Origin of the sequence: Paenibacillus sp. CAA11, assembly GCF_003060825.1 — a bacterium.
In the GTDB taxonomy this organism is placed as follows: Bacteria; Bacillota; Bacilli; order Paenibacillales; family Paenibacillaceae; genus Fontibacillus.
On record NZ_CP028922.1, the window covers coordinates 3,773,408 to 3,797,062 of the forward strand.

General features: G+C 51.0%; 22 protein-coding genes and 1 riboswitch. Of the genes, 7 read left to right on the forward strand and 15 right to left on the reverse strand.

Annotated elements, in window-relative coordinates; all coding sequences use genetic code 11:
- Positions 1-6 precede the first annotated feature (6 nt).
- The 4 genes from DCC85_RS17630 to DCC85_RS17645 form a co-directional block, all read right to left on the reverse strand.
- Entirely contained in the window at positions 7-1,569 is a 1,563-nt protein-coding gene (locus DCC85_RS17630) for a glycosyltransferase (RefSeq protein WP_108466749.1), read from the reverse strand.
- Between the two features lie 179 nt (positions 1,570-1,748).
- The gene (locus DCC85_RS17635) at positions 1,749-2,180 is read right to left on the reverse strand and encodes a hypothetical protein (RefSeq protein ID WP_108466750.1); all 432 of its coding nucleotides are present in this window, start codon (positions 2,178-2,180) and stop codon (positions 1,749-1,751) included.
- 129 nt (positions 2,181-2,309) lie between these two features.
- On the reverse strand, positions 2,310-3,227 hold the full coding sequence (locus DCC85_RS17640) for a hypothetical protein (RefSeq protein WP_108466751.1): 918 nt from the start codon (positions 3,225-3,227) through the stop codon (positions 2,310-2,312).
- Positions 3,228-3,242: 15 nt separating this feature from the next.
- The gene (locus DCC85_RS17645) at positions 3,243-4,538 is read right to left on the reverse strand and encodes a glycosyltransferase family 4 protein (protein WP_234414227.1); all 1,296 of its coding nucleotides are present in this window, start codon (positions 4,536-4,538) and stop codon (positions 3,243-3,245) included.
- A gap of 281 nt (positions 4,539-4,819) precedes the next feature.
- On the opposite strand from DCC85_RS17645, the gene DCC85_RS17650 reads away from it, so the two are divergent.
- From DCC85_RS17650 to DCC85_RS17660, 3 genes are read left to right on the forward strand one after another with little or no spacing between them, the layout of a single operon-like run.
- On the forward strand, positions 4,820-6,097 hold the full coding sequence (locus tag DCC85_RS17650; protein ID WP_108466752.1) for a nucleotide sugar dehydrogenase: 1,278 nt from the start codon (positions 4,820-4,822) through the stop codon (positions 6,095-6,097).
- A gap of 29 nt (positions 6,098-6,126) precedes the next feature.
- Positions 6,127-7,104, forward strand: a complete 978-nt coding sequence (locus tag DCC85_RS17655; protein WP_108466753.1) for an NAD-dependent epimerase/dehydratase family protein — start codon at positions 6,127-6,129, stop codon at positions 7,102-7,104.
- Positions 7,105-8,025 (forward strand): NAD-dependent epimerase/dehydratase family protein, encoded by a 921-nt coding sequence (locus DCC85_RS17660; RefSeq protein ID WP_108466754.1) that lies wholly within the window; start codon positions 7,105-7,107, stop codon positions 8,023-8,025.
- Between the two features lie 57 nt (positions 8,026-8,082).
- Here DCC85_RS17660 and DCC85_RS17665 read toward each other — a convergent pair whose 3' ends face one another.
- From DCC85_RS17665 to DCC85_RS17675, 3 genes are read right to left on the reverse strand one after another with little or no spacing between them, the layout of a single operon-like run.
- Positions 8,083-8,886, reverse strand: coding sequence for an energy-coupling factor transporter transmembrane component T family protein (locus DCC85_RS17665; protein WP_108466755.1), 804 nt, complete (start codon positions 8,884-8,886; stop codon positions 8,083-8,085).
- Positions 8,887-10,485 carry an ABC transporter ATP-binding protein gene (locus DCC85_RS17670; protein WP_108466756.1) on the reverse strand — a complete coding sequence of 533 codons (1,599 nt, stop codon included), beginning with the start codon at positions 10,483-10,485 and terminating at the stop codon, positions 8,887-8,889.
- Complete coding sequence (locus tag DCC85_RS17675) at positions 10,485-11,090, reverse strand: ECF transporter S component (protein ID WP_108466757.1); 606 nt, start codon at positions 11,088-11,090, stop codon at positions 10,485-10,487. Before DCC85_RS17675 ends, DCC85_RS17670 begins: the two co-directional genes overlap by 1 nt.
- A gap of 80 nt (positions 11,091-11,170) precedes the next feature.
- Positions 11,171-11,290, reverse strand: a riboswitch (TPP riboswitch).
- A gap of 161 nt (positions 11,291-11,451) precedes the next feature.
- On the opposite strand from DCC85_RS17675, the gene asd reads away from it, so the two are divergent.
- Positions 11,452-12,273, forward strand: a complete 822-nt coding sequence (asd, locus tag DCC85_RS17680; RefSeq protein WP_108466758.1) for an archaetidylserine decarboxylase — start codon at positions 11,452-11,454, stop codon at positions 12,271-12,273.
- A 376-nt stretch (positions 12,274-12,649) separates the two neighbouring features.
- Here asd and DCC85_RS17685 read toward each other — a convergent pair whose 3' ends face one another.
- Complete coding sequence (locus DCC85_RS17685; RefSeq protein WP_108466759.1) at positions 12,650-13,441, reverse strand: helix-turn-helix domain-containing protein; 792 nt, start codon at positions 13,439-13,441, stop codon at positions 12,650-12,652.
- 179 nt (positions 13,442-13,620) lie between these two features.
- Here DCC85_RS17685 and DCC85_RS17690 point away from each other — a divergent pair, with 179 nt between their 5' ends.
- Positions 13,621-14,919 (forward strand): aminotransferase class I/II-fold pyridoxal phosphate-dependent enzyme, encoded by a 1,299-nt coding sequence (locus DCC85_RS17690; protein WP_108466760.1) that lies wholly within the window; start codon positions 13,621-13,623, stop codon positions 14,917-14,919.
- Positions 14,920-15,042: 123 nt separating this feature from the next.
- Here the strand turns inward: DCC85_RS17690 and DCC85_RS17695 are convergent, their stop codons facing one another.
- From DCC85_RS17695 to DCC85_RS17715, 5 genes are all read right to left on the reverse strand, one after another.
- The gene (locus tag DCC85_RS17695) at positions 15,043-16,257 is read right to left on the reverse strand and encodes an ABC transporter permease (RefSeq protein WP_108466761.1); all 1,215 of its coding nucleotides are present in this window, start codon (positions 16,255-16,257) and stop codon (positions 15,043-15,045) included.
- Positions 16,258-16,260: 3 nt separating this feature from the next.
- Positions 16,261-17,007 (reverse strand): ABC transporter ATP-binding protein, encoded by a 747-nt coding sequence (locus DCC85_RS17700; RefSeq protein ID WP_108466762.1) that lies wholly within the window; start codon positions 17,005-17,007, stop codon positions 16,261-16,263.
- Between the two features lie 37 nt (positions 17,008-17,044).
- On the reverse strand, positions 17,045-18,403 hold the full coding sequence (locus DCC85_RS17705; protein ID WP_108466763.1) for a DEAD/DEAH box helicase: 1,359 nt from the start codon (positions 18,401-18,403) through the stop codon (positions 17,045-17,047).
- A gap of 138 nt (positions 18,404-18,541) precedes the next feature.
- Positions 18,542-19,315, reverse strand: coding sequence for an SDR family NAD(P)-dependent oxidoreductase (locus DCC85_RS17710; RefSeq protein WP_108466764.1), 774 nt, complete (start codon positions 19,313-19,315; stop codon positions 18,542-18,544).
- A gap of 92 nt (positions 19,316-19,407) precedes the next feature.
- Complete coding sequence (locus DCC85_RS17715; protein ID WP_108466765.1) at positions 19,408-19,860, reverse strand: chemotaxis protein CheX; 453 nt, start codon at positions 19,858-19,860, stop codon at positions 19,408-19,410.
- Positions 19,861-20,140: 280 nt separating this feature from the next.
- Between DCC85_RS17715 and DCC85_RS17720 the strand changes: the two genes are divergently transcribed.
- Positions 20,141-21,043, forward strand: coding sequence for a LysR family transcriptional regulator (locus DCC85_RS17720; protein WP_108466766.1), 903 nt, complete (start codon positions 20,141-20,143; stop codon positions 21,041-21,043).
- A gap of 31 nt (positions 21,044-21,074) precedes the next feature.
- Complete coding sequence (locus tag DCC85_RS17725; protein ID WP_108466767.1) at positions 21,075-21,890, forward strand: histidinol-phosphatase; 816 nt, start codon at positions 21,075-21,077, stop codon at positions 21,888-21,890.
- Positions 21,891-22,046: 156 nt separating this feature from the next.
- On the opposite strand, the gene DCC85_RS17730 is transcribed toward DCC85_RS17725, so the two are convergent.
- Entirely contained in the window at positions 22,047-22,646 is a 600-nt protein-coding gene (locus DCC85_RS17730; protein ID WP_159081920.1) for a GNAT family N-acetyltransferase, read from the reverse strand.
- A 222-nt stretch (positions 22,647-22,868) separates the two neighbouring features.
- Entirely contained in the window at positions 22,869-23,633 is a 765-nt protein-coding gene (gene sdhB, locus DCC85_RS17735) for a succinate dehydrogenase iron-sulfur subunit (RefSeq protein ID WP_108466769.1), read from the reverse strand.
- Positions 23,634-23,655: the final 22 nt, after the last annotated feature.

Sequence of the window (23,655 nt, forward strand, 5' to 3'; positions counted from 1 at the left end):
CTCCTCCTAGAACATCATTTCAATTTCCAACGGTTCTATTGACTGAACAGCAATCTTCTGGCTTTTCATGCCTGCAGCGGCATGAAAACCAGCCATCTCATAATTGCCCGGTTGTACATCTTGAAATGTGAACTTTCCTTCACGATTGCTTTTGGTACTTCGCAGCACGACCCCGGTTATGTCAATAAGATGGATGTCCCCATCGGGAATGGGCAAACGCGTGCTTGCTTGTATAATGGTTCCCTGAAGTGTTGTTACTTCCGGAGTTTGCACGCTTTGAACAAGCCCCTTTTCTAAGTAGCGCTGCTGCAAACTCGTAACGAAATCAAGCTCCATGCTTTGCGATTGCTTCTTGCAGAGAGCTTGTTGATAAACCTCCAATGTCCGCTGAGCCATATGAGTGTCGCTCCAGACCTCTGCAGCATGCTTTCTCGCTTCAACGGACTGCGCCTTTCGAAGGTCCTCGTCTTCCAGAAGGAGCTTCAGCTTCTCATATATATCCTCAGGACTCCGGGGCTCTGTCAGCAGGCCGGTGACCCCGTCCTCAATCATTTCTACAATCCCTCCGATTCTGGAAGCAATGACCGGTCTGCCCAGGCTTTGCGCCTCAATCACAGCAAAAGGCAAGTTATCCTGCAAGGATGGAAGTACAACGAGATCGGCTGCGGCAACCAACGGCAGAACATCTTTTTGATATCCCAGCATTTTCACGTGTTCGATCAAGCCCAGCTCCTGAATCCGTTTCTCCAACTCCTTGCGCATGACCCCATCCCCTATGAGCCAACAAACCACATCCTTCCGTTCCTGGGCCAGCATCCGCATCGCTTCAATTAGAAAAGTTTGCCCTTTGATGGACACCAGTCTGGCGGGGCAAGCTATAATTTTCTGCCCTTCTTCCCGTACCCAACCATTTAGATGACTGCTAGAGGAGCTATTCTCCAGTAAAGTGCCGTAAACAGTCTGATCGACGCCATAAGGAATTAGAGACGTTTGCGGATGTTTAATTTGAAAAGATGACAGGCTGTCAGACAGCCAGCGGCTGGGTAAAATTAAAGCATCCGGCGACATGGCCCCATAGTACTCCTCGGCACGCAGATATTCCCACTCATGCGGGGAACGGGTCCGAATCTCGTTGTTAGCGATCCACTCTGTAGCCAGACAGCCATGGATTGTGGCGACCAGAGGAATCGCTGCCGGCTTTGCTCTGCGACAAACATAGGTAGACAGAATATCCTGAGCGTGTATTAGGTCGTAATCGAGAAATCGGATTTGTTGACAGGCGAGCTCAAAGGCGTATTTTTCCCCTTCCCTCCAAATCATCCAAGGCGTTGCCTTGATGCCGGCCTGCTCAAAATAATTTTTCACCGTCATCTCAGCCTGTTTCAGAAGCGGCCTCTTATCCACGCACTGTCCGCTACGACATAAATAATAATGAGATAAGTCGGGATGCTGGGCTAGTATTTCAACCTCATGCCCAGCTTCCTCCAGGCAACGCATGAGAATATTCAGGTAAGTGGTTACACCGCCCAAGTGCGGTATCGGCCAGTAGGTCGCCAGCAAAATCTTCATGGACTTCCCTTCCTCCTTTGCCTGATTTAATAACAGCAGTCCCGAATCAGGATGCTATTAATATATTCATTCGGGAGAGCTTTTGTAATATACAGACGTTCAGAAGTACGTAAAAAGAAGTAGCCACTAGACTAGAGTCTGGTGGCCTTAACAATTCCTAAATGTGCTGTTTGTGCCAATTATTTGTGTGAGCCTGGCTCATCATCCTCAATCTCTATTTCCTCAATGTCTATCTCATCATCTCCATGGAGATCCGAAGACTTCACTTCATCGTCTTCATAATAGTCAGGATTAGGGCTTAGATAGAGCGGAATATCGAGATCCTCATCCAGCTCCGGGGACTCCGATGTTCCATCAAAGGTACCCGTGCCTGGGCCAGTGCCTGGGCCGGTTCCAGGTCCGGTATACAATCCGGAGCCAGGTGCGCGGTTAAGCCATTTGAAGAAAGGCTTTGTCGTAAATATCCCTTTGCTTTCCTGTTCTTCGAAAAATGCTACAGTCTCCTCATCCGACATATCCGCCGGGATCAAATGACGATAAATCGGGGGAACCTTAGCCAGCAAAGCACGAGCGTTGTCTTGAACAGATCTTGCGGGCTCCTTGCTGCTCATCCTTGTTTCAACTCCTCCACAAAATATAGAATTCTCAGCAGAAACATATAGTTGCAGTAACTAATATATTCACAAAGGAGCAATAGGTATGGACCATTCGCCAGGCGGATGAAATCTCTTTAATCCGCTCTATTGCTGTGAAGAACCGGAATCCTCTTCCGGTGTTTCTCCTTCGACTGGCACGGCTAGGTCCGCATCCGGAGGAGAGACCTGCCCGGCCAGGAAGGTTATTGCCTCTGGCGGAAGAACCGCGCCTGCCGCTTCATCCACCTCCACCCGGTTTATATCCGTTCCCGGTCCTGCGACCCCAGCAGAATCCGAGGCCAGCACCTGCACGAACGCCGGGTCAGGCGCCACCGCACTCTCCCAGGCCTCCCACGCAGGAGCCACCGGCTGTATGGCGACAGGCTCCGCTGTTACTGGCGGTGCCTCGACAACTGCTGGGGCTACGGGAAGAGGCGGAGCAGGAGGTGTAATCGCCGGATCGGGCAGGAGAGGAGGCGGTGGCGGCTCAGTCCCGGCAGTGATCTGGGCTGGCGGGGCGCCAACCGGAGGAAGATTCACCGGGGCAGGACCTGCTGGCGGCGGTGCTGCTGGAGGTTCACCAGGCTGTGGTGCAAGAGCCGGTGAGACCGGTGCAGGCTGACCTGCCGGCTCAGGATGCAGTGTCAGCGGCGGGGAAGGTGGAATGACTTGTGGAGTCGGCCGATGTGAAGCACGCTTAAGATATTTAAGCCGGAGCTTACGTCTTATCGCAGCCCTTCTCTTCCAAGTCATTCTGCGTCCCCGGTACCAGCACATTCTGTTCTTGTGTCTGGAGAACAGCTTTTTTTTGCGGCTTAGCTTTTTCACGGCAACGCGTTTCTTAAGAACGGTCACATGATGAATATCCACAATCTCAACAGGACGGTGCTTTCTACGCGCTTTTGTGTACGGCTTGGAATGAATATAGAGTCTTTTTCCCGACCGAAATGAACGCTTAAGACCATACGCTCCAGATATATATACTCGTCTGCCTTTCACAAAGGGGGGGATTGCATGTAACATTAGCGAACAACCTCCTTAACGATTGGCCTGGGTCTGTACAGACCCGTAAGCCTCTAATGTTTTTTGCATCAAGGTCTCTTTTGACCACTGCTTCTCTGCCCAACGTCTTGCCTGCTCTCCCAGCCGCAATCTCAAATGATCGTCGCTAAGCAGCCGTTTTAAGCTTTTAAACAGCTGTCCGCTGTTCCCGCTGGGAAAGATTACACCTGTTTTGCCGTGTGACACCATCTCTGGAATCCCGCCCGCATCCGAGACAACGACTGCCTTTGCGGACAGCTGTGCCTCCATGATGGAGAAGGGAAGATTATCCTGAAGACTCGGAAGCACAAATATATTAGCCTGCTTAAGCAGTGCCGGCACATCTGAGCGGTCTCCTAAGAATTGAACAAATGGCTCTAGTCCCTGCCGCCTGGATTGCTCCATAAGCTCCTCTTTCAGCGGGCCGTCACCTACAAGCCAGCACACCCAATCTTTGCGCACCTCCTTCAGCATAGCCAGTGCATCCAGCAGATGCTTATGCCCTTTTACATGCACAAGGCGTGCCGGACAGATCAGCACCGTCTTGCCTGCCGGCGCCTGAAGCGTTGTCGGCTGGTCGGCCCGTCTCCGGAAGGAGTCGATATCCAGCCCGTATGGGATCACCTTCAAATGATTGCCGGGAACCCCAAACTCGGTCATGGATTGCTTCTTCAGCCAGCGTGTAGGGGTAATTGTCAAATTGCTGGATACTGCACCGTAGAACTCTTCCGCGGCAGCATACTTCCAGGGCAGCGTATCTTTCCCTGTAACTTCTCCCGAGTGAATAAACTCCGTAGCCAGACAGCCATGTATAGTAGCGATCAAGGGAGTTCCTTTAGGCTTTACACGCCAGAGCGCCCGGGTGGACACAATATCCTGGGTGTGAATCAGATCATAATGTTGAAGCCCAAATGCCGCCGCTGCCGCTTCGAAAGCGTAGCGCTCAATATCCCGCCATCTAATCCACGGGTCCACATGCTTCATTTCCCGCTCATAATATCCGTAAACCTGTTCATAAATTCGGTCCTTCACTATGGCCTTCTCCAGCCTGCGTCCATTATTCGGCATATAGTAGCTCTGCATATCTGGATGATGCGCGAAAATGTCAACCCGATGCCCAAGCCGTTCCAATTCTTGCTTCAGAACATCTACATAGGTGGAGACGCCACCCACATGAGGCAAGTAAAAGTAAGTGGTCAACAGAATGTTCATATCCCCCGTCCTTCCTTTATGGAACTGGTTATAATCTATGCGAATCCCCAGCATGCTGTAAGGGACAAATAACCAATTCATGGGACAATTTTCTTATTCTGCTGTCCACGCTCTCAATTTTCTATAAGGTCTCTGTCTTGATTCCCCTCCCCCTAACCTACCTTCTCTTCCAGCAAATCTACCCTAAACACTGCCGAATATTGGCTAGGATGTATTCAGCTTCTTTCGGTCATTTAATGAGGATAAACCATCCAGCCAGACTACGGGTTGTTATACCAATTTCCTCTACCTTAGTGCTTCTATCTATACCACTTTAGAGACTAGATGAGTAGGATATACAAACTAGAAAAGGAGTGAAAAAAATGAGTCAAGCCAAACCGAATATCGCCGTCATTGGCTTAGGTTATGTAGGGCTGCCTTTGGCAGAGTTATTCCTAAGTAACGAACACACCGTATATGGCATAGACGTGGATCCTACAAAAATCCAAAAGCTCGAAAACCGCCAAAGCTATTTATCCGACTATTCATCTAAAGAAATTCGCGCGCTGTTTGCAGGCGGCCGCTTTCATGTTGGCGATTCCTTCTCGGCTGTAGAGCAGGCCCGTGCCATCATTATATGCGTGCCCACTCCGTTAGATCAGGACAGCAAGCCGGACCTAACCTATATTAGATCCGCCATGCAGAGTATGCTTCCCCATCTGAAAAGAGGACATCTAATCGTACTGGAAAGCTCGACTTACCCGGGAACAACGGAAGAAGAGCTGAAGCCATTGATCGAATCGACAGGGCTTATCGTTGGAAAAGATGTATTTCTGGCCTATTCCCCAGAACGCATTGATCCCGGCCCGCATCAGACTCCGCTTCATGACATCCCCAAGGTGATGGGCGGAGTTACCGAGGAGTGCACAGCCCTCGCCAAAGACATCTATGGGGGTGTCTTCCACCGTGTCGTCGTAGTCTCTTCGCCCCGAGTGGCTGAATTCACCAAACTGCTGGAGAATTGCCAGCGTCTGGTTAACATCTCCTTCATGAATGAGCTTGCCATCCTCTGCAAGAAGATGGACATCAACCTGTGGGAGGCCATCGATGCAGCCAGTACCAAGCCCTATGGCTTTACCTCTTATTATCCTGGCCCAGGCATAGGCGGACACTGCATTCCTGTTGACCCTCTATACCTTCAGTGGAAGGCCCAGCAATATGGAACCGACCTGAAGTTTATTGAGCTGGCTCACCGCATCAATGAGTCTATGCCGGATTATATCGTCCAAAAGGTCTCCGAGGCGCTCAAGGCAGAGAAGCCTTTGAACCAGAGCAGCGTCCTCGTGCTGGGCGTTACCTACAAGAAGGATGTCAACGATTTGCGAGAATCCTCTTCCCTGCCTATCATGACTAAGCTGATCGAGCTTGGAGTCAAGGTCAGCTTCTTTGATCCATATATTCAGGAGGTTCAACTGAAGGACTGCACTCTAGCCTCGACCCCTTTAACCAAGAGAAACATCCAGCAGCATGACTGTGTGCTTATATTGACAGACCATTCAACCATACCTTACGGGACACTGGCGCAAATCTCCAAGCTGATTATCGACACCCGCAACGCCACGAAGCAGATTAATGACCGCACGAACATCGTGCTGATCTAAGCCAATGTAGAGAAGGGACGAGAACAACCATGAAAATACTAGTTACAGGGGGAGCCGGATTTATAGGGTCCCACCTGGTAGAGCGACTGCTTGAATTAGGCCACTCGGTGTGGACACTCGATAATATGTCCACAGGCCGGCTTGACTTTCTTAACAAGGTTACAGAGAACAACCGCCATTCCGTCATTCACGGCTCTGTCACCGACAAATATTTGCTTCGTGGCCTCATGGAACGCGTAGATGTTGTATTTCACCTTGCTGCCGTACTGGGAGTAAAGAACACGGTAGAGAACCCGCTCAAGGTCATCGAAGGTAATATCGACGGTACGCGAAATATACTGGAGCTTGCTTATCAGAACAGGGTCAAGGTCGTGTTCTCTTCAACGTCGGAGGTTTATGGCCGGAACACCAAGCTTCCCTTCAGCGAAGACTCAGACCGTGTGCTTGGCGCACCGTCCATTCACCGCTGGTGCTATGCTACCGCTAAGGCCCTAGACGAGCATTTGTGCTTCGCCTATGCAGAGAAGGGACTGCCTGTGAGCATTGTCCGTTACTTCAACGCCTATGGGCCCCGGCAAACCTCCTCACAATACGGAGGCGTCATTCCGCGCTTTATCAAAGCAGCTCTGCGAAATGAGCCGATTGAAGTACACCATGACGGTTCGCAAATCCGCTGCTTCACTTATATTCAAGATACTGTGGAAGGAACTGTAGCAACGATATCATCCCAAGCGAACGGGCTGGCTTTTAATATTGGTTCCGAACACTCCATCACGATCTTGAATTTGGCTCAAAAAATCCGCGAACTGGCCGACTCTTCCTCTCCTATTGTCCATGTTCCCTATGAAAGAGCCTACGGACCTGGCTATGAGGATATGCCGATACGTATTCCCGATATCTCACGAGCCAGACGCCTACTGCAGTACGAGCCAAGCATTACGTTAGAGGAAGGGCTTTCCCGATCTATTGCATGGTTCAGACAGCAGCTGCAGGAAGGTCGATTATAAATGAAGGCCGTCGTTACTGGAGGAGCCGGATTTATAGGATCGCACCTTGTGGAAGCACTTCTGGCTCAGGGAGCGGACGTGGCCGTCATTGATAACCTGTCTACCGGACATACCGAATATGTGCCTAAGGGTGTCCAGCTCTATCAGATGGATATACGAAGTGAGGATCTAGAGAAAGTACTGCGCAGCCTGCAGCCAGAGATTGTATTCCACCAGGCAGCTCAAGTGGATGTCCAGCACTCTGTCAAACAGCCAGGATATGACGCTGCAGTAAATATTGCGGGAACGGCCAATCTGCTGAAGGCCTGCCAGCTTACGGGGGTTCGGAAGGTCATTTACGCTTCCTCCTGTGCGGTATATGGAGAACTGGAGGCAGAACTGATCCGCGAGGGAGACCCTACAGAGCCCATTTCTTTCTACGGCCTATCCAAGAAGACCCCGGAAATCTACCTTCAACTCTTCCATCAGCTGTACGGATTATCCTATACCATTCTTAGATATGCTAATGTATACGGCCCAAGACAAACCCCCAAGGGCGAGGGAGGAGTGGTATCCATCTTCCTGGACCGGATTCGGCGGGGAGAGCCGCTTATGGTCTTCGGGGATGGCGAACAGACACGCGACTTTGTATATGTGAAAGATGTTGCAGCCGCCAATGTTGCCGCAGCCTTTCAGGCAGACCAGCAGATTGTTCAGGTAAGCACTGCAGCGCCGACCTCTGTGAACCAGCTTCTGGACCTGCTGAGTCAAATTCACGGCCAGAAGCTCACCCCTGAATATCATGAAGCGAGAGCTGGGGATATTAAGCACAGCTGCCTCTCCAACAGCAGGGCTGACAAACTGCTCGGGTGGAAGCCTAAGTATAATCTTGAGGCCGGCTTGAAGGAGACCTATCAGTATATGATCACTGAAGCTAAATAGGTGTACTTGGAAAAAACGAGGCCGCTCTCCCAAAATGGGAAAGCGGCCTCGTGCCTGTTAATGATACCGGACATCACTCAGGCCGAACCAGGGAAAGGCGGCTGTGAGCAGCACTGCTGCTGCTACCGCCCCGGCTAGCAGCAAAGCAAGCTGAAGATCGGATGCCGAGTACACCGAAGGATAATAGTAGCTGCGGGAGCGTTTATCATCAAATTGCTTGGATTCCATCGCCGTGGCCACCCGGTGCGCTCTTCGGATGCTCTGTGCCAGGAGCGGCACCCCATACAACTTGACCAGGCGCAGATACCCACGCGGCCCTCGCGGCCTTCTGACTCCGCGGATGCGAAGCGCTTCCCTTCTCGTCTTGAATTCTTCCCATACCATCGGCAGCAGACGGATGGAGGCCATGAAACTGTATGCATATTTAGGACGGAGCCTCGCCTTCTGCATCAAAGCATAGAACAGCGAGACAGAAGATGTGGACAGGACAAACAGAAGCCCCTCCGTCCCCAAAGCTACGGACTTGAAACCAAGATGAATGCCTCGATAGAAGCTCTCCTCCGTGATGCGGATCAGCCCCCACTGCCACCACAGCTGGTCTCCCTTACCAAACAGAATCATGGAGACGGCGGAAGATACGAACACAAGCAGAAAGGGCAGCATAATCACAAGAATCTTCCACGGCGGAAGACCGGTTAGCCCGAACAGCAATAACAAGAGCAGCACCGTCTGATAGGCGATAAAATCAAGACTGTATGTAAACAGCGTAATCAGAAACATCGTTATCACCAGGACTAGCTTAACGACCGGATTAGCCCGGTGAAGCGGTGTTTGAAATATAGGGGTTAAGAAAGCACTCATCTAATGCAGCTCCTCTCTATATGCTGCAATTTGCCGTTTAAGAACCCTTCCACGGTCTGTCGTCACCTGCTTCACTACCCGGCCCTGCCTGAGCTCCCAGACCTCTGTCGCCCACAGCCTCGCAATGTGCTCTTCATGCGTCACCATAATAATGATGGTGCCCTGCCTGCGCAGCTTCTCGCAAAGCTCCAATATAGCAATAGTATTGACCGCATCCTGTCCGAACGTCGGTTCATCCAGCAGCAGCACAGGCTTACTCACAACCATTGCGGTAGCTACGCTAAGCCGCCGCTTCTGGCCCATCGACAGCTGATAGGGATGGCGGTGGCCTAGCGAGCTTAGTCCAAAGCGCTCCAGACAGCGCTGGACCAGCAGAGCGCTTTCCGCTGGCGGCATCCCCTTCTCCTGAAGAGAGAAGCCGGTTTCAGCTTCGACGGTCTCGGCAACAAATTGAAATTCAGGATTCTGAAACACAAATCCGAGCTTCTCCATTGTGCGCTCCACTTGGCGCTTGCGCAGTGATCTTCTCCCGCCTTTTTGGCTTTTGCCCGCAGGCTGTCCGTCCAGAGAATAGACCCCTTCCGAAGTCAGCAGTCCCATTAGACTTGATAGCAGGGTGCTCTTCCCCGCTCCGTTGGGTCCCATCACGGCGATGAAATCTCCGGGAGCGGCCTCCGCCTTCTCTACGGCAATGGCTTCCCGGTCTCCGCGGAAGCCGCGGAACTCGGCAAGTTCCAGCCTTGAAGATGGGCCAGGCTGCGATTCCGCCGCAGCTGCTTCCACCGGTGCCGGAGACAACTGCTGCCGTCCCCGGACAGACCGGGCGTAATCCTCCCATACGCCCGGGTACCAAATGCCATATTCCTGCAGTTCCTGCCGGTAACGGGCAAAGATTTCCTCGGGCTTCCCTTGCCCAAGGATCCTTCCCTCCGGGCCCAGAAGGATTACCCGGTCAACGTAGTCCAGCACCTCCTCAATTCGGTGCTCTACAATGACTACGGTTCGGCCCTCCGACGAATGCCGAACCGCTTGCCAGATCTGCTCCCGCCCTATCGGGTCCAGAAGCGCTGAAGGCTCATCCAGCAGCAGCACTTCCGGGTCCATAAGCAGCACAGAGGCAAGCGCGAGACGCTGCTTCATTCCCTGTGACAATGAAGCGATCGGCACATGCCGGTCCGGCAGGCTGAGGCCGACCTTCTCCAGCGCATCATCCATGCACGCAGGCATCTCTTCTCGCGGAATACCGAGGTTCTCCAACACGAAAGCCAGCTCCTCATCTGCATATGGCATGCAGAACTGGGTATCCGGGTCCTGAAATACAAACCCCCATGACTTTGGAATAATGCCTGCTTCCCATTTCATAGGAACTTCAATTACGCCTGGAATGAGTCCGCTAAATACTTGGAGCAGGGTTGATTTGCCGCAGCCGCTCGGCCCAAGCAGAAGCACCTTCTCCCCCGTATATATGCTTAGTGAGAAATCCTTGAATACGAAGCCGGGCTCACCGGCAAACTTTAGCCTCAGGTTCCGCACCTCTGCTGCTACCCATGCAGGACAAGCATTCGTCTTTTCTTCAACGATATGTTCTTGTAAGCTCATTACTTCTCATCCAGCGCCGCATAATCCTGGTCCTGAACAGGCCGAAGCTGGTTCGTTACCCCGGTTGCCTCCACTGCTTTGACCAACGCATATGCCAAATACCCTGCGAGGACAGCAGAGCTTACCATTCGCAGACCGTATTTATAAATTAGCATCCAAGTCTCATAATCCGCATATCCGTACAGCACATCAGGGATTAGGGAACCGATCGCCGCCCCAACGCCTGCCAGAGCTGCAACACCGGCAGAGAACTTCTTATACCGGAAGGCCGCGAAGACCAGCTCCGCTCCAAGTCCTTGAATAAGCCCATATAAGACCAGCTGCAGACCCCACCCGCTCCCGAATAGAATTTCTACATGCGCGGCTGCGAGCTCTGCAATCAGGGCTACCCCCGGCTTGCGAATTAACAAGAAGACAAGCGTTGGCGCCAGGAACCATACACCGTATACCAATTCATCGGCCTGAATGAACAAGGGGTCCAGCAGATTCGAAACCGAGCCCCAGAAGTGGTACACCACCCCAAGAACCAGCGATACAAGCACGGTAACCAGCAAATCGCTTAAGCTTAATCCCTTTCCTTTTCGAGTGTTTACTAAAGCCTCCATACAATCCTCTCCTTTTTCCCTAATCGAATTGAATTGCACGCAAAAAAACCGTCAGGACATGCGCAGACGGGTAACCGAAAAAAAGAGTACGGACGATTCTCTACGCTGGCATTATCCAGTTCAGATTGACGGTCAGCAGCGGATATATGTAGCTGCAATCTCAGCCCGGCTATCATCCCCGGGCACCCGTATCGCTATGCAATTGTCAATAACATACACCAGAAAGATGTGAACAATCAAGGGTATTTTTTCACACTGTAACCTTTGTTATGTTGATTTACCCTCTGTTTTATGTCAATATTAGCGGAAGCGGTTTAGATTAACTACACCTGCCTGCAATGGATTTGAAAGGGGATTTCCCATGGCTAAAAGAATGATGCGGCTCTTTACGGAACTATCCTCCCGAAAGTGGATTGCGGCGATGACAGGCCGTTTCTCCCACTCGAGCCTAAGCCGCCATATCATTCCTATGTTTGCAAAGGCTTATCATATTCCGCTCCATGAAGCGGAAAAGGAACTCAGCGAATATCGGACACTTAATGAATTTTTTACCCGCCGCCTCAAACCCGGCATGCGTCCCATTCATAGCGAGCCCGACATGATGATCAGTCCTGTGGATTCTCTGATTACAGCGATGGGGCCGATTGATGCGGGGACCATTTTGAATGTTAAAGGTCAGAATTATACGATTGCAGAACTGCTGAATCACTCTCCTTATATGGACAAGTATAAGCACGGTTTCTTTTTTGTGCTCTACTTAAGCCCTACCGACTATCACCGGATTCACACTCCGGTAGCAGGGCGTAAGCTGGAAAGCGAGCATATCAAAGGCAAGGTATACCCTGTTAATGATTTCGGTATGACCCATATGAAGTCGGTACTAAGCCGGAACGAGCGGCTGATCACGTATATCTCCCATGAGCTTGGTGAGGTGGCTGTGGTCAAGGTAGGTGCCATGAATGTCAGCAGCATTAAATATGTGGATGAAGCAGCCGGAGAATGGAACCGGGGCGATGATCTCGCTTATTTTGAATTCGGTTCTACGGTGGTGCTGCTGACGCAAACGAGAACCTTCGAGCCTCTTCCGCAGCTGGCCCCCGGAGTCTCTGTCAAGATGGGGCAGCCGCTTGGCCGATTTCATCGGCCCACCAAGGCCTCTACGAAGGAGCCTGGTGTGCAATAAACATTAAGAGTCCTTAAGATCCAGATGCTAACAAGCAAGGAGCTAAGCGGTTGATTCTCGCTTAGCTCCTTGCTCGTTAACGAATAGTATCCTATTTTGTTGGTGAGGGTGTTCCAAAATTAACTTTTGGGGCACCCTCTTCTCTATGATATAAATGAGTTTCAGAGATTCCTCTAAGTATTAAAACCAGTAATCTTCGCTTCTACCTGGGGGCTTTAGCCGGCGCAGGCGATTTCGAAAAATGCTCCAGCCTGGCGAGTAGGAGCTGCGGCTGCGCATCCGTCGTCTGCTCATGATATACTTACACCTCCTTTTCCAGAGTCTAAAAAAGGCTATAACCACTCATTACCCTCTATCGCATCGAACGAATCATATATTAACGAATTTCAGAAGGGCTCTTGCCGGTATACTGCTTAAATTGCCGACTGAAGAAGAAGATATCGCGGTAACCAAGCGCGTCAGCAACCTCCGTTACATTCATGCCCTCATGAAGAAGCAGGTGCCGGGCACGATCAATCCGGCATTTAATAATATAAGATTGTACCGAGGAGCCCGTGATCTCTTTGAACTTAATGGAAAAATAACGTGGTGACAATCCTGCCCGCGTCGCAAGATCCTTGGTTCGATGAGGAAGACCCGGATGCTGCAGCACATAATTGGCCACCTCCTGAATGACCTCAGCCAGCTGGTTCGTAGCTTTCGGTTCGATGAGCTGTTCCTGCCGCTCCTCCCTTAAAAGATAGATCATCAGCTGCTTCAAAATTAAGCGTGCCTCTTCCTCTGCCCCGTATATCTCCTTATTTAGAGACAGACGCACATAGCGGGACAGCAAGTATTCGAAGTCCAGCGCATTTTCCAGCTTCCGGTATGAAGCGGGAAGCTCCGTAACGGGTACATTAACATCAAAATGAATATAGGTAAGCACAAGCGGCTTCTGAGGGTTATGGGTGGCACTTGTAAAATCACCGGGTCTGAATAAGAAGCAGCTTCCCTTGCCGACCTGTGTTGGGCGATCGTTCAATACAACCGTACCTTCCCCGCTCCAAACATAGAAAAGGTCATAGTTCTCTAAAGGTTTTTCCCGCTTTTGCCATTTCCAGCCGGGCTCGCAGACGATTTTGGCGAAAGCCCGTTTTAGCACAAATGAAGACGGCGAAGCGTTCAACATAAGGTCTTCCTCCCTGTACAAATATGCTTGTATTATACTATTTCAAGGCGAAGACAGAAAAGCGTCCTGGATCCGCTTGTTTTGATTCGTGACGTTTCGCTAAACAAGATGCTATAATGTTAGGCAGTAAATTCGGAAGTTATGCTTGAAAATAACCGTGGTTGGAAGGATGGAAGCGAATGAGTTCACTTGCGGAGCAGTTAAATGAGAAATTAAAAGCCAACAGTCCTGATGTTTATGAGATGCTGTCCACACTTGGCCGGGAAATTTATTTCCCGAAAGAAGGGATATTGAGCCAATCGGCAGAGGCATCCAGCCATGCCAAGAAATACAACGCAACCATCGGAATTGCTACCGAGAATGGCGGTCCGATGCACTTGTCTGTGATTCAGGATACCTTGTCGGCCTATCAGCCCAAGGATTTGTATCCCTATGCTCCTCCTGCAGGAAAACCTGAGCTTCGCAGCCTATGGCGCGAGAAAATGCTGAAGGAGAACCCTTCGCTTCAGGGCAAAGCAACGAGTCAGCCTATTGTCACCAATGCGCTAACCCACGGGCTGAGCATCGTAGCCGATCTGTTCGTTGATGAAGGAGATGCCGTTATTTATCCGGACAAGAATTGGGAGAATTACGAGCTTACATTCGGAATTCGCCGTCATGCCGAGATTATTAATTACCCTCTGTTCACCGAGGAAATGACCTTTAACAGTGAGGGGCTCAGACAAGCCCTGCTGTCCCGTAAATCTCAAGGCAAGGCCATCGTCGTTCTGAATTTCCCTAACAACCCTACAGGCTATACACCGGGCGTCAAGGAAGGCGAAGAGATTGTAGCGGCCATTCACGAGGCTGCAGAAGCCGGAATTCGAGTAGTTGTCGTAACGGATGATGCTTATTTTGGATTGTTCTTTGAGGATTCTCTCCATGAATCGCTGTTCGGCAAACTCGCCAATCTTCATCCACGTATTCTGCCTATCAAAATAGACGGGGCGACTAAAGAAGAGTACGTCTGGGGATTCCGCGTAGGCTTCCTAACCTATGCGCTGGACGATGCGGAGGCGCTTGCTGCTCTGGAGCAAAAGACGCTCGGCATTATCCGCGCCACCATCTCAAGCGGCGCTCATCCTTCTCAGACCTTCGTGCTTGAAGCGCTCAAATCTCCGCAATTCGAAGCCCAGAAGGAAGAGAAATATGCGGTGATGAAAGGCAGAGCCAACAAAGTTAAAGCCCTACTCGACAGCGGAAAATATAGCGGAGTCTGGGAATACTACCCGTTCAATTCCGGCTACTTCATGTGCTTGAAGCTGAAGACGGTCAAGGCTGAAGCCTTGCGCCAGCATCTTCTTCATGAGTATGGAGTCGGCACCATCGCTCTAGGCGATCATGACCTGCGCATAGCCTTCTCCTGCATTGCAGAAGAGAATCTCGAAGAATTGTACGACCTGATTTATCAAGGTGTTCTAGATCTTCAGAAAGCCTAATTCTGAGCTTATGCATCATACTCTAGACGCCGAATTACCTAGCATCGCGCATGGCAAAGGGAAAGGGCCGGAAGCAAATCGCTTCCGGCCCTTCTTTAGATGGTGCAAGGTATAAAAAATGGCTTATTCGTCCTCTTCTTCCTTCCACTTGCGAAGGCGTGCACCATGCATGAAGAGACTCAGCAACAAACCCGCGGCAAGACTGCCTAGGGCCAGCGCTGGCTGATTGTAGGCAAGCACAACAATCGGAAGCCACAGAATAAAGGTGACCGAGAGCTGAACATTGCGTGCAAGCTTAACCGCAGCTCTTAAGCGAGACAGCGGGGGCAGCGGATAGAATGCTGCCGCTGGCGAATCGGCATGCAGCCTGTGCAAGGAAGACAGCTGTGCTCCAAGCAGGAACACAAAGAAGAGATAAATGCCCGCCCCCCACCAGCTCGTCGCATTCCACAGGATCAGCAGAATGCCCAGGAGGCTGAGCCGCACCGTAATGCCAAGCAGTTCACTGCGTATAAATGTCTTGATCAGTAAATATCCGAACGCATGGCTGGGTCCCCACGGAATTCGCTGGCCCACACCTGACAGCCAGCGACGCCGGCTGATTTTCTGGCCTTCGGCCGGAATATCCACAAACCAGCCAAGGATCATAAGCACACGCGAAGCCTGTGTTTTCTCTACTGCAATAAGGGTATCCCAGGGAGTTCTATGTTTGGGAATGACCTTTAGAATAACAAGATAGGTAGCAAGGACCAGCAGAATAAAGATTAGGCTGCGCTCTGCCGGCTGCCACAGCCAGGCCGCAATCATCAGAAGGAGCAGCGCCCAACGAAGCAGGCGAAGGCCCTGTCTGGCCCGTATAGATACACTCCGCAGCTCCTGCCACCCTCCGTAGGAGGATATCAGCTTAAGAACAAGCAGCACTGCCGCTGTAGCAAGAAACGGTTTAGCGTCCAGCTCTGCACGTGTATACATCGGCCATGCGAGGAGGAGCAAAATATATAGTCCTATTAATTTATAAATTACACCGCTCTTAAAGGCCGGTTTGAAATATTCACGCATCCTCTGTTCCATCGGTAGCAGAAAGACGGTGTCTGCCGGCTGCAAATATGTACGGAAGCTGGCGGCAACCGTAAGAGGGGCCAGCAGGATCAGCATGATCAGCCTAATCGGAATTCCCTCCGGAATATTCCTGAGGAAGGATGTATACCAAGCGGAAAATGCGATGATAAGCCCTAAGAGAACTACGGCGACTCCGCTCTGCATCATGTAAGGGAAATAAGGGAGGACCTTGCCCCAGAAAGCGGTCTTTCTTCGGGCTTGCAGGGATCTCAATTCCATACGCTACACTCCGTTCTTCACAAGCGCATAAAAGGTCTCCTCCAGTGAGGAGCCATCCGTTCCCGCCTGCATCGCCACTTCACTTAACGTCCCCTGCGCGATAACACTCCCTTGGTGAAGCACTATAAACCGGTCACAATAATTCTCAATGGTAGACAAAATATGAGAGCTAAGCAGAATGGACGCCCCCTCCCGCTTCGTCTCCAGCATAAAATCAAGCAGGGAGCGAATGCCCAGCGGATCCAGCCCCAGAAACGGCTCATCAATAATATAGAGGGGAGGATGCGCCAGGAATGCGCTCATAATCATGACTTTTTGCTTCATCCCTTTGGACAAATGCATCGACAAGCTATCCGCTTTATTCTGCATATGAAATAGATCCAGCAGACGCTCTGAGCGCCGCTCATAATCGGATGGGTCAACTCCATAGGCTCTGGCGGTAAACTCCAGATGCTCTCTAACCGTGAGCTCCTCATACAGCAGCGGCGATTCCGGCACAAAAGCCAGCGAGGATTGATAGCCTTCAGCTCCCTCCTCGCGAGTCTTCCCCTGAACGCGGACACTGCCCTGCTGGGGAAGCATCAGACCCAGGATATGCTTCATCGTCGTGCTCTTTCCCGCACCGTTGAGGCCGATTAACCCGATCATCTCACCTGGGTTCACATGGAATGAAATATCATGCAGCACCGGCTTACCCAGGCTGTAGCCGCCGCTTAAATGGTCCACCTGCAATATGGGCTGTTGCGACAAAACTTAATCCCTCCCTACAGACCCAATTCGGTCTGTCCTATTCTTCGGCTCCTTCAGGACGAGCCGCTTTATTCTTCAGCCACTTCGGTGCCCCTTTATTCTTGCGGTCCTTGTGCCGATCTTCCTTACGGGCGGCCGCAGGTGAGGATTCACGAGCCACCTTGGCTGATTTCCGCGAAGCGGATGGAGAAGGAGCCGAGCTTTTTGCAGAGCGAGGTCCTTTGCCATTCACTGTTCGCGGTGCATGCTCCCGCTCTTCTCTTGGAACGATAATCTTCCCGCCGGACAGCACCCGATGCCCGAATTCAATACCGAGCGCTCTGGAGAATTTACGGATAATAAACAGCTCCCGGGGGTTGACGATGCTTACCGCCACACCCTTCCGTCCCATGCGGCCCGTCCGGCCGGCACGGTGAACATAATGTTCCGCATCCATCGGTGGGTCCAGGTTGACCACAAGGGTCAAGCCTTCAATATCCAGTCCTCTTGCCGCTACATCACTAGCGACCAGCACCCGGTACTCCCCTTCGCGGAAGCGGCGGAGCACAAGGCTTCGTGTGGTCTTGTCCGCATCACCATACAGAGCACCGGCAGAGAGCCCTACATAATTCATTTTCGCCTCAACCTCGCCGATATCCTCCGTGTTATTCACGAAAACGAGCACTTTCTGAGCATCATAAGTCCGGATAATCCGGCGCAGCTGATCGATCTTATCCCGCTGCTCGCAAATGAAATACAGATGCTCCAAGCTCTCGGAGGTGCGCTGCTCCGGCTTGATGCCGACCTCGACTGGATCGCGCATCTCACGTCCAGCCAGCTCACGAATCTCAGGTGTCACGGTCGCTGACAAGAACAGCAGCTGACGGTCCCGCAGCGTCCCCTTCAAGATCTGCTCGACGTCACCTGATCCGCCCAGCTGAAACAGCTGGTCTACTTCGTCAATAACGACCAGCTTCACCGTATGCAGCTTCAGCTTCCGCAGGGCAAGAAGCTCTCGAACTCGTCCAGGTGTACCCACAACCAGCTGCGGATGCTTACGCAGACGCTCCACCTGACGACCGATCGCAGCTCCCCCAATTAGGGCCTGCACCTCGATCTCCCGATTCTCGCCATACCGCTGGCTTTCATGCAGAATCTGCATAGCCAGCTCCTGCGTCGGCGCCAGAATTAGAACTTGGGTTGTTCTCGAAGCTGGATCAATCTTCTGCAGCGCCGGCAGAAGATAAGCCAGCGTCTTCCCCGTTCCTGTCTGGGATTCAGCCAGCACATCTCTTCCAGCAAGTACAGCAGGAATCGTCTCCGCCTGAACCGGCGAAGGCGCAGTGATCTCATATTCGGCGAGCTTAGCTGTTAAGGCCTCTTCTACGCCCAAATCGGTAAACGTGTGATTCATCATTTAGTCCATCCTTTGTCCATGAAGTCATTATTGTCATTATATGCGATTATTGTGGTTCCCACCAAATCCGGGTTCTCTTCCGTCTTACGAATAAACAAAAGCGCCTCCTCATCCAAGTGATTTCGGAGACGCTCCTCTTTACTTCTTATTGATGAATTTATAGGTCAGTTTGTCCGCCAGGCGGGGCACCAGTTGATATAGCCGGGTTCCAAATCCAGCAATCCACGGCAAATCAACTTCCGCCTTCCTTCGTTCAATCACCTTAACGATGGCCTTCGATACTCTCTGGGGCTTCATCATCATCCAGCCGACGTTCTTGACATAGTCCCCTCCGGGATCCGCTAAAGTAAAGAACGGTGTATCAATCGGCCCTGGATTCACAGCAGATATGACAATTCCTGTCCCTCTGACCTCTTGCCTAAGAGCATTTGTGAATCCCAACACTGCATGCTTGGTTGCTGAGTAAGCCGTTGACTTGGCTGTAGCCAGCTTGCCGGCCATGGAGGCTACGTTCACGATCTGTCCCCCGCCCTGCTCAAGCATTCGAGGCAGCACCGCACGAGTGCAGCGCACAATCCCCAGATAATTAACGTTCATCATGTCTTCAAATTCAGAGACGGTTGTGTCTACAAACCGCTCGAACCTGCCGTATCCCGCATTGTTTAATAGACAGTCAATCCGGGGATTGGAGGCCCATATCTGTTCAAAAGCATGACCTACCGAAGCATCGCTGCCGACATCCAGCTCTATAATCTCATAAGGGCCCTTTAAGGTCCGGCCCACCGCCTCAAGCTTGTCCAAGGAACGTGCTGCCAAAATGACCTTAGCTCCCTGTTCCGATAGAAGTCTTGCCGTCTCTGCACCAATGCCGCTCGAAGCTCCGGTAATGACAATCACCTGGTTCTTCAACATCAGATCTTCGCACCTTTCTGCTATGTCGGCGTACCGATTGTGACCGAAGAAGCCCCCTCGCTTCCTATCCGGTACTACCCTGCAGTTCTATTTTACGAGATCATCACCTGAATATCCAGCTCGCCAATACCGTCCATAACAAGGGGAATGCACAAGGCCATACGCGGCAGTTCTGTTACTTCCGATTTCATCACTTTTGGTGGAGTAATATCCACTGCAAAGCCCTGAGAGGAGAGAATCGTGCTGGCATTGCCGCTGATCATGTTGCCAAGCTCCGAAATCGCGCTCTTCCCCATCTCATCCATCTCGGTCAAAACAAATCCGCCCATCATCAGGGACACGATTCGCAAAGCGACGTCCTCCTGCAGTCCAAAGACTACATTACCGCTCAGCTGTCCTGTCATGCCGACCTGGATCCAAATATGATTATCGATATGTGCGACCTCTTTGACGCCAAGGTTGCCTGTGGACGGCGAAATCTGTATGACTTGTTCTATAACGAGCCTAGCGGATTCCAAAAAAGGATTAATCACTTCTGCTTTCACTATATGCGCCCCTTTACTCTGGGAAGTAGGTTGTTCGAATCAAAAGTCCCGTTATTTGTTACATCGATTATACTTTATTCCTAGAAATAAATCATTAATATTCCAAAATTTCTATGAAATAAGACCCTTTTTGTCGATAAATGTCTAATTCAGCATTCTTTAGAACTATTTGCAGACTCCTCGTCATGCCGTTGCTAGGCCCAAACGTTTCCCCTATAATAAATGAAAACCATGCATTCGGAAAGATAAAACAGCCATTATATATTAAGGGAGGGATTCTGTGAACATCAGTCAATTAGAGACACTAATCACCATCTCCAAGACCAGAAGCTTTCGTAAGGCCGGCGAGCTGCTTAACTTAACTCAGCCAGCCGTGTCCGCCCAGATTAAGAGTCTTGAGGACGAATTCAAAGCTGTGTTGGTGGACCGTAATCAACCAGTAACCTTAACAGACCGGGGACAGGTATTTTTGGAGCAGGCAGAACGCATTTTGGATATTGTCGAAGAATTGAAGCAAAAATTATCTGATATGGAGCAGACCCCTCAAGGACACATCGTGCTGGGAACGACGACCTCCATTGCGATTCAGATTCTGCCGCGCATTCTTTCTTATTTCCAGGATCAATTCCCGTTGATTAAGACAACGATTCAATCCATGCCCTCCTCCCAGATCTACCAGAATGTAGAGCAGGGTCTAGTGGATATTGGGATCGGCTATCTCATTGAACGAAATCCGCAGATTCATGCCTCGGTGCTTTACTATGACACCTTTGAGGTTGTGGTCTCTCCCCTTCACCCTCTCGCTAAAGAGAAGCATCCAAACCTTGGAATGCTGAAGGATGTTCCGCTGATTCTGCTCTCTCCAGATACAGTTGGACGCCGATTTGTTGAGGATGTATTCCGCGAGAACCAGATGGAACCGCATGTTGTCATGGAATTGTCCAGCAGCGAGGAGGTTAAGCGTATGGTTGAGATCAACCTCGGGGCCGCTATTATTTCCAAACAGTCTATCACCCGTGAGCTTCGTCAAGGTACACTGCAAATTGTGCCAATTGAGGAGCTTGAGGTTACACATCCTGTTGGAGTGATCTACAAATCGAGCCGCTACATCAACTCGGCTATGCAGCAGTTCCTTGGCGATCTCAAAGGAATGCCCGAGACCAACTTCACCAGCTCGGAATAATTTTGACAGACCACCGGAAGGAGCCATCATCATGAAATTCGATCTCCATACTCACCACTATCGCTGCGGGCATGCTGACGGAGATATCAGGGACTATGTTGAGGCAGGCATCGCCGCCGGTCTCAAAGTGATCGGGATTAGCGATCATACTCCGTACTTTGGCAGCCCGGAAGAACAGCCCTTTCCACGGATCGCTATGGCCAAACGAGAACTGGCCCATTATGTCGAAGAGGTGCTCCGGCTTAAAGCGGAGTACGCCGGTAAAATCGATGTCCTGCTTGGCATTGAATCGGATTTTTTTCCAGAGCATATTGAAGTCTACCGGAAGACATTAGCAAAGTATCCATTTGATTATATTATCGGCTCCGTACACAGCACTTATAATACCAGCATTTTTAACAAGAACCGCTGGAAGGGGCTAAGTCCCGAGGAGCATATTGTCCAAAAGGAAACCTATTATGACTATATCCGCCAATCCGCACGCAGCGGTATGTTTCAAATTCTGGGACATATAGATGCTATGAAAGGCAACTATCCTGCCTTCTCCGATATCCCTGCCGCGAAGGCCATTGACGACACTCTCCAGACCATTGCAGAGCATGGCGTCTCCATTGAGATCAATACGTCCGGCAAGACGAAGCTGAGCGGCGGCTGGTACCCTGCGGATGATATCCTTGAGCGGGCACTGCATTACGGAGTCGAGGTTACCTTTGGCTCCGATGCGCACAAGCCCTCACGAGTTGGGGATGAGTGGGATCAGGTTGCCGCCAGGTTATATGATATTGGCTATAGAAGCTGGGTATATTACAAAAATAAACAGAAGCAAACCGTGCCACTGGAGACTTGAGTTCCAGCGGCTCTTTTTTTACGCTTGGGCGGCCAGGTAAGCAAAAAAAGGGAACCCGAGCCATTTCGCCGAGTTCCAATCAGAAGATATATATTCAAAAGGGGGTCATGTATGTATAATAACCCGTTTCTGTTAGAGCTAAATCACAGTAATATTTCATTTGTGTAACAAAGTATCACTATTTGAAGACGCTTTCCCGAGGGGGTGCCGAACATACCTGCTTAATCGATGCAATCGACCTTGTTCATTCACGATCCCTTCATGCGACAATAGCTCCTCTGTGAAGCCGCACTTATGCAGAACCTGAATGGAGGCCAGATTCGCCGGGTCGCAGCGGGCCGTAATTTCATTAAGCCGCATTTGCTCGAAGCCAAACGTCATGACGGTCCTCACGGCTTCAGTAGCCAGGCCTTGATTCCAGCAATCGGGAGAGAGCATGTATCCGAGAGCAGCTCTGCCTTCGTTCTCCTGCCAATGCTGGAATGAACACAGACCGATAAACCGGCAGCTGCCCCGCAGAATCAAGGCGAAATGCAGCGCCGAGAGCGTATGGTAGCTTTCCATAAAGTGGCCAAACAGCCGTCCGGGCAATCCGGTCGTCTCGCGGCTGAAGGAAATGTATCTTTGCACAGACGGCTCATTCATAATCCGGTGCAGCTCCCCTTGGTCAGAAGGTTTAAGCTTCCTCAGCTGCAGCCGCCCTGACCATAACTCTGGAAAATGATCTCTATATTCGATCTTAAGTGATTCGATCAATTGGCGTAACCTCCAAGCTCTTAGGCTTTTAATTCTCTGCCTTCTCTCTTTAGTCCTGCTCTTTGTCATAGTTCCCTACAGCCTCTTCCGAATACACTTACCCAGAATAACCACTTTATCAATCAGTTAGAGCACAATAAAACGAAAAGAAGCCGCTGCCAGACATTCCTGGCAGCGGCCTTGCAAGCCAAAGCTTGTATTCATTATCATTTGCAGCATTCATTACATGCCAAGCCAGCGCTTGAACATATGCTTGGTAGTCGCCTTATTCATCTCCGCGATCGAGGTCGTAAGCGGGATGCCTTTGGGACACGAACGAACACAGTTCTGCGAGTTGCCGCAGCCCTCAATTCCCCCATCTTCCATCAGAGCCTCAAGCCGCTCTTCCGCATTCATCTCTCCCGTAGGGTGTGCATTAAATAAGCGGACCTGTGAAATCGGGGCTGGACCCATGAAGTTTGTCTTCTCGTTCACATTCGGACAAGCCTCAAGACAGACGCCACAGGTCATACACTTCGAGAGCTCATAAGCCCACTGGCGCTTCTTCTCCGCCATTCTCGGTCCCGGACCAAGGTCATAGGTTCCGTCGATGGGAATCCAGGCCTTGACCTTCTTCAGCGCGTTAAACATGCGGCTTCGATCAATCACCAGGTCGCGAACCACCGGGAAGGTCTTCATCGGTTCCACCCGAATCGGCTGCTCCAGCTTATCGACCAGTGCTGCGCATGCTTGACGGGGCTTCCCGTTAATAACCATCGAGCAGGCTCCGCAGACTTCCTCCAGACAGTTAGACTCCCAGCATACCGGCGCGGTCTTCTGACCGCTGGCATTCACAGGCTTACGCTGAATTTCCATGAGCGCGCTAATCACATTCATGCCCGGGCGGTAGTCGAGCTCAAACTCTTCATGATATGACGCCGATTCCGGCTGGTCCTGGCGCGTAATGATGAACTTTACTTTTTTGGCGGCTGTTGTGATTTCGGCCATAACCCATTCCCCTCCCATGTCC

What these genes read in the sequence shown, in the direction of transcription:
- DCC85_RS17635 (WP_108466750.1), bottom strand. Translation starts at nt 2,180, where the DNA reads ATGAGCAGCAAGGAGCCCGCAAGATCTGTTCAAGACAACGCTCGTGCT.
- DCC85_RS17660 (WP_108466754.1), top strand. Translation starts at nt 7,105, where the DNA reads ATGAAGGCCGTCGTTACTGGAGGAGCCGGATTTATAGGATCGCACCTT.
- DCC85_RS17650 (WP_108466752.1), top strand. Translation starts at nt 4,820, where the DNA reads ATGAGTCAAGCCAAACCGAATATCGCCGTCATTGGCTTAGGTTATGTA.
- DCC85_RS17710 (WP_108466764.1), bottom strand. Translation starts at nt 19,315, where the DNA reads ATGTTGAAGAACCAGGTGATTGTCATTACCGGAGCTTCGAGCGGCATT.
- asd (WP_108466758.1), top strand. Translation starts at nt 11,452, where the DNA reads ATGGCTAAAAGAATGATGCGGCTCTTTACGGAACTATCCTCCCGAAAG.
- DCC85_RS17675 (WP_108466757.1), bottom strand. Translation starts at nt 11,090, where the DNA reads ATGGAGGCTTTAGTAAACACTCGAAAAGGAAAGGGATTAAGCTTAAGC.
- DCC85_RS17630 (WP_108466749.1), bottom strand. Translation starts at nt 1,569, where the DNA reads ATGAAGATTTTGCTGGCGACCTACTGGCCGATACCGCACTTGGGCGGT.
- DCC85_RS17640 (WP_108466751.1), bottom strand. Translation starts at nt 3,227, where the DNA reads ATGTTACATGCAATCCCCCCCTTTGTGAAAGGCAGACGAGTATATATA.
- DCC85_RS17685 (WP_108466759.1), bottom strand. Translation starts at nt 13,441, where the DNA reads ATGTTGAACGCTTCGCCGTCTTCATTTGTGCTAAAACGGGCTTTCGCC.
- DCC85_RS17705 (WP_108466763.1), bottom strand. Translation starts at nt 18,403, where the DNA reads ATGATGAATCACACGTTTACCGATTTGGGCGTAGAAGAGGCCTTAACA.
- DCC85_RS17645 (WP_234414227.1), bottom strand. Translation starts at nt 4,538, where the DNA reads ATGAATTGGTTATTTGTCCCTTACAGCATGCTGGGGATTCGCATAGAT.
- sdhB (WP_108466769.1), bottom strand. Translation starts at nt 23,633, where the DNA reads ATGGCCGAAATCACAACAGCCGCCAAAAAAGTAAAGTTCATCATTACG.
- DCC85_RS17655 (WP_108466753.1), top strand. Translation starts at nt 6,127, where the DNA reads ATGAAAATACTAGTTACAGGGGGAGCCGGATTTATAGGGTCCCACCTG.
- DCC85_RS17690 (WP_108466760.1), top strand. Translation starts at nt 13,621, where the DNA reads ATGAGTTCACTTGCGGAGCAGTTAAATGAGAAATTAAAAGCCAACAGT.
- DCC85_RS17725 (WP_108466767.1), top strand. Translation starts at nt 21,075, where the DNA reads ATGAAATTCGATCTCCATACTCACCACTATCGCTGCGGGCATGCTGAC.
- DCC85_RS17670 (WP_108466756.1), bottom strand. Translation starts at nt 10,485, where the DNA reads ATGAGCTTACAAGAACATATCGTTGAAGAAAAGACGAATGCTTGTCCT.
- DCC85_RS17695 (WP_108466761.1), bottom strand. Translation starts at nt 16,257, where the DNA reads ATGGAATTGAGATCCCTGCAAGCCCGAAGAAAGACCGCTTTCTGGGGC.
- DCC85_RS17665 (WP_108466755.1), bottom strand. Translation starts at nt 8,886, where the DNA reads ATGAGTGCTTTCTTAACCCCTATATTTCAAACACCGCTTCACCGGGCT.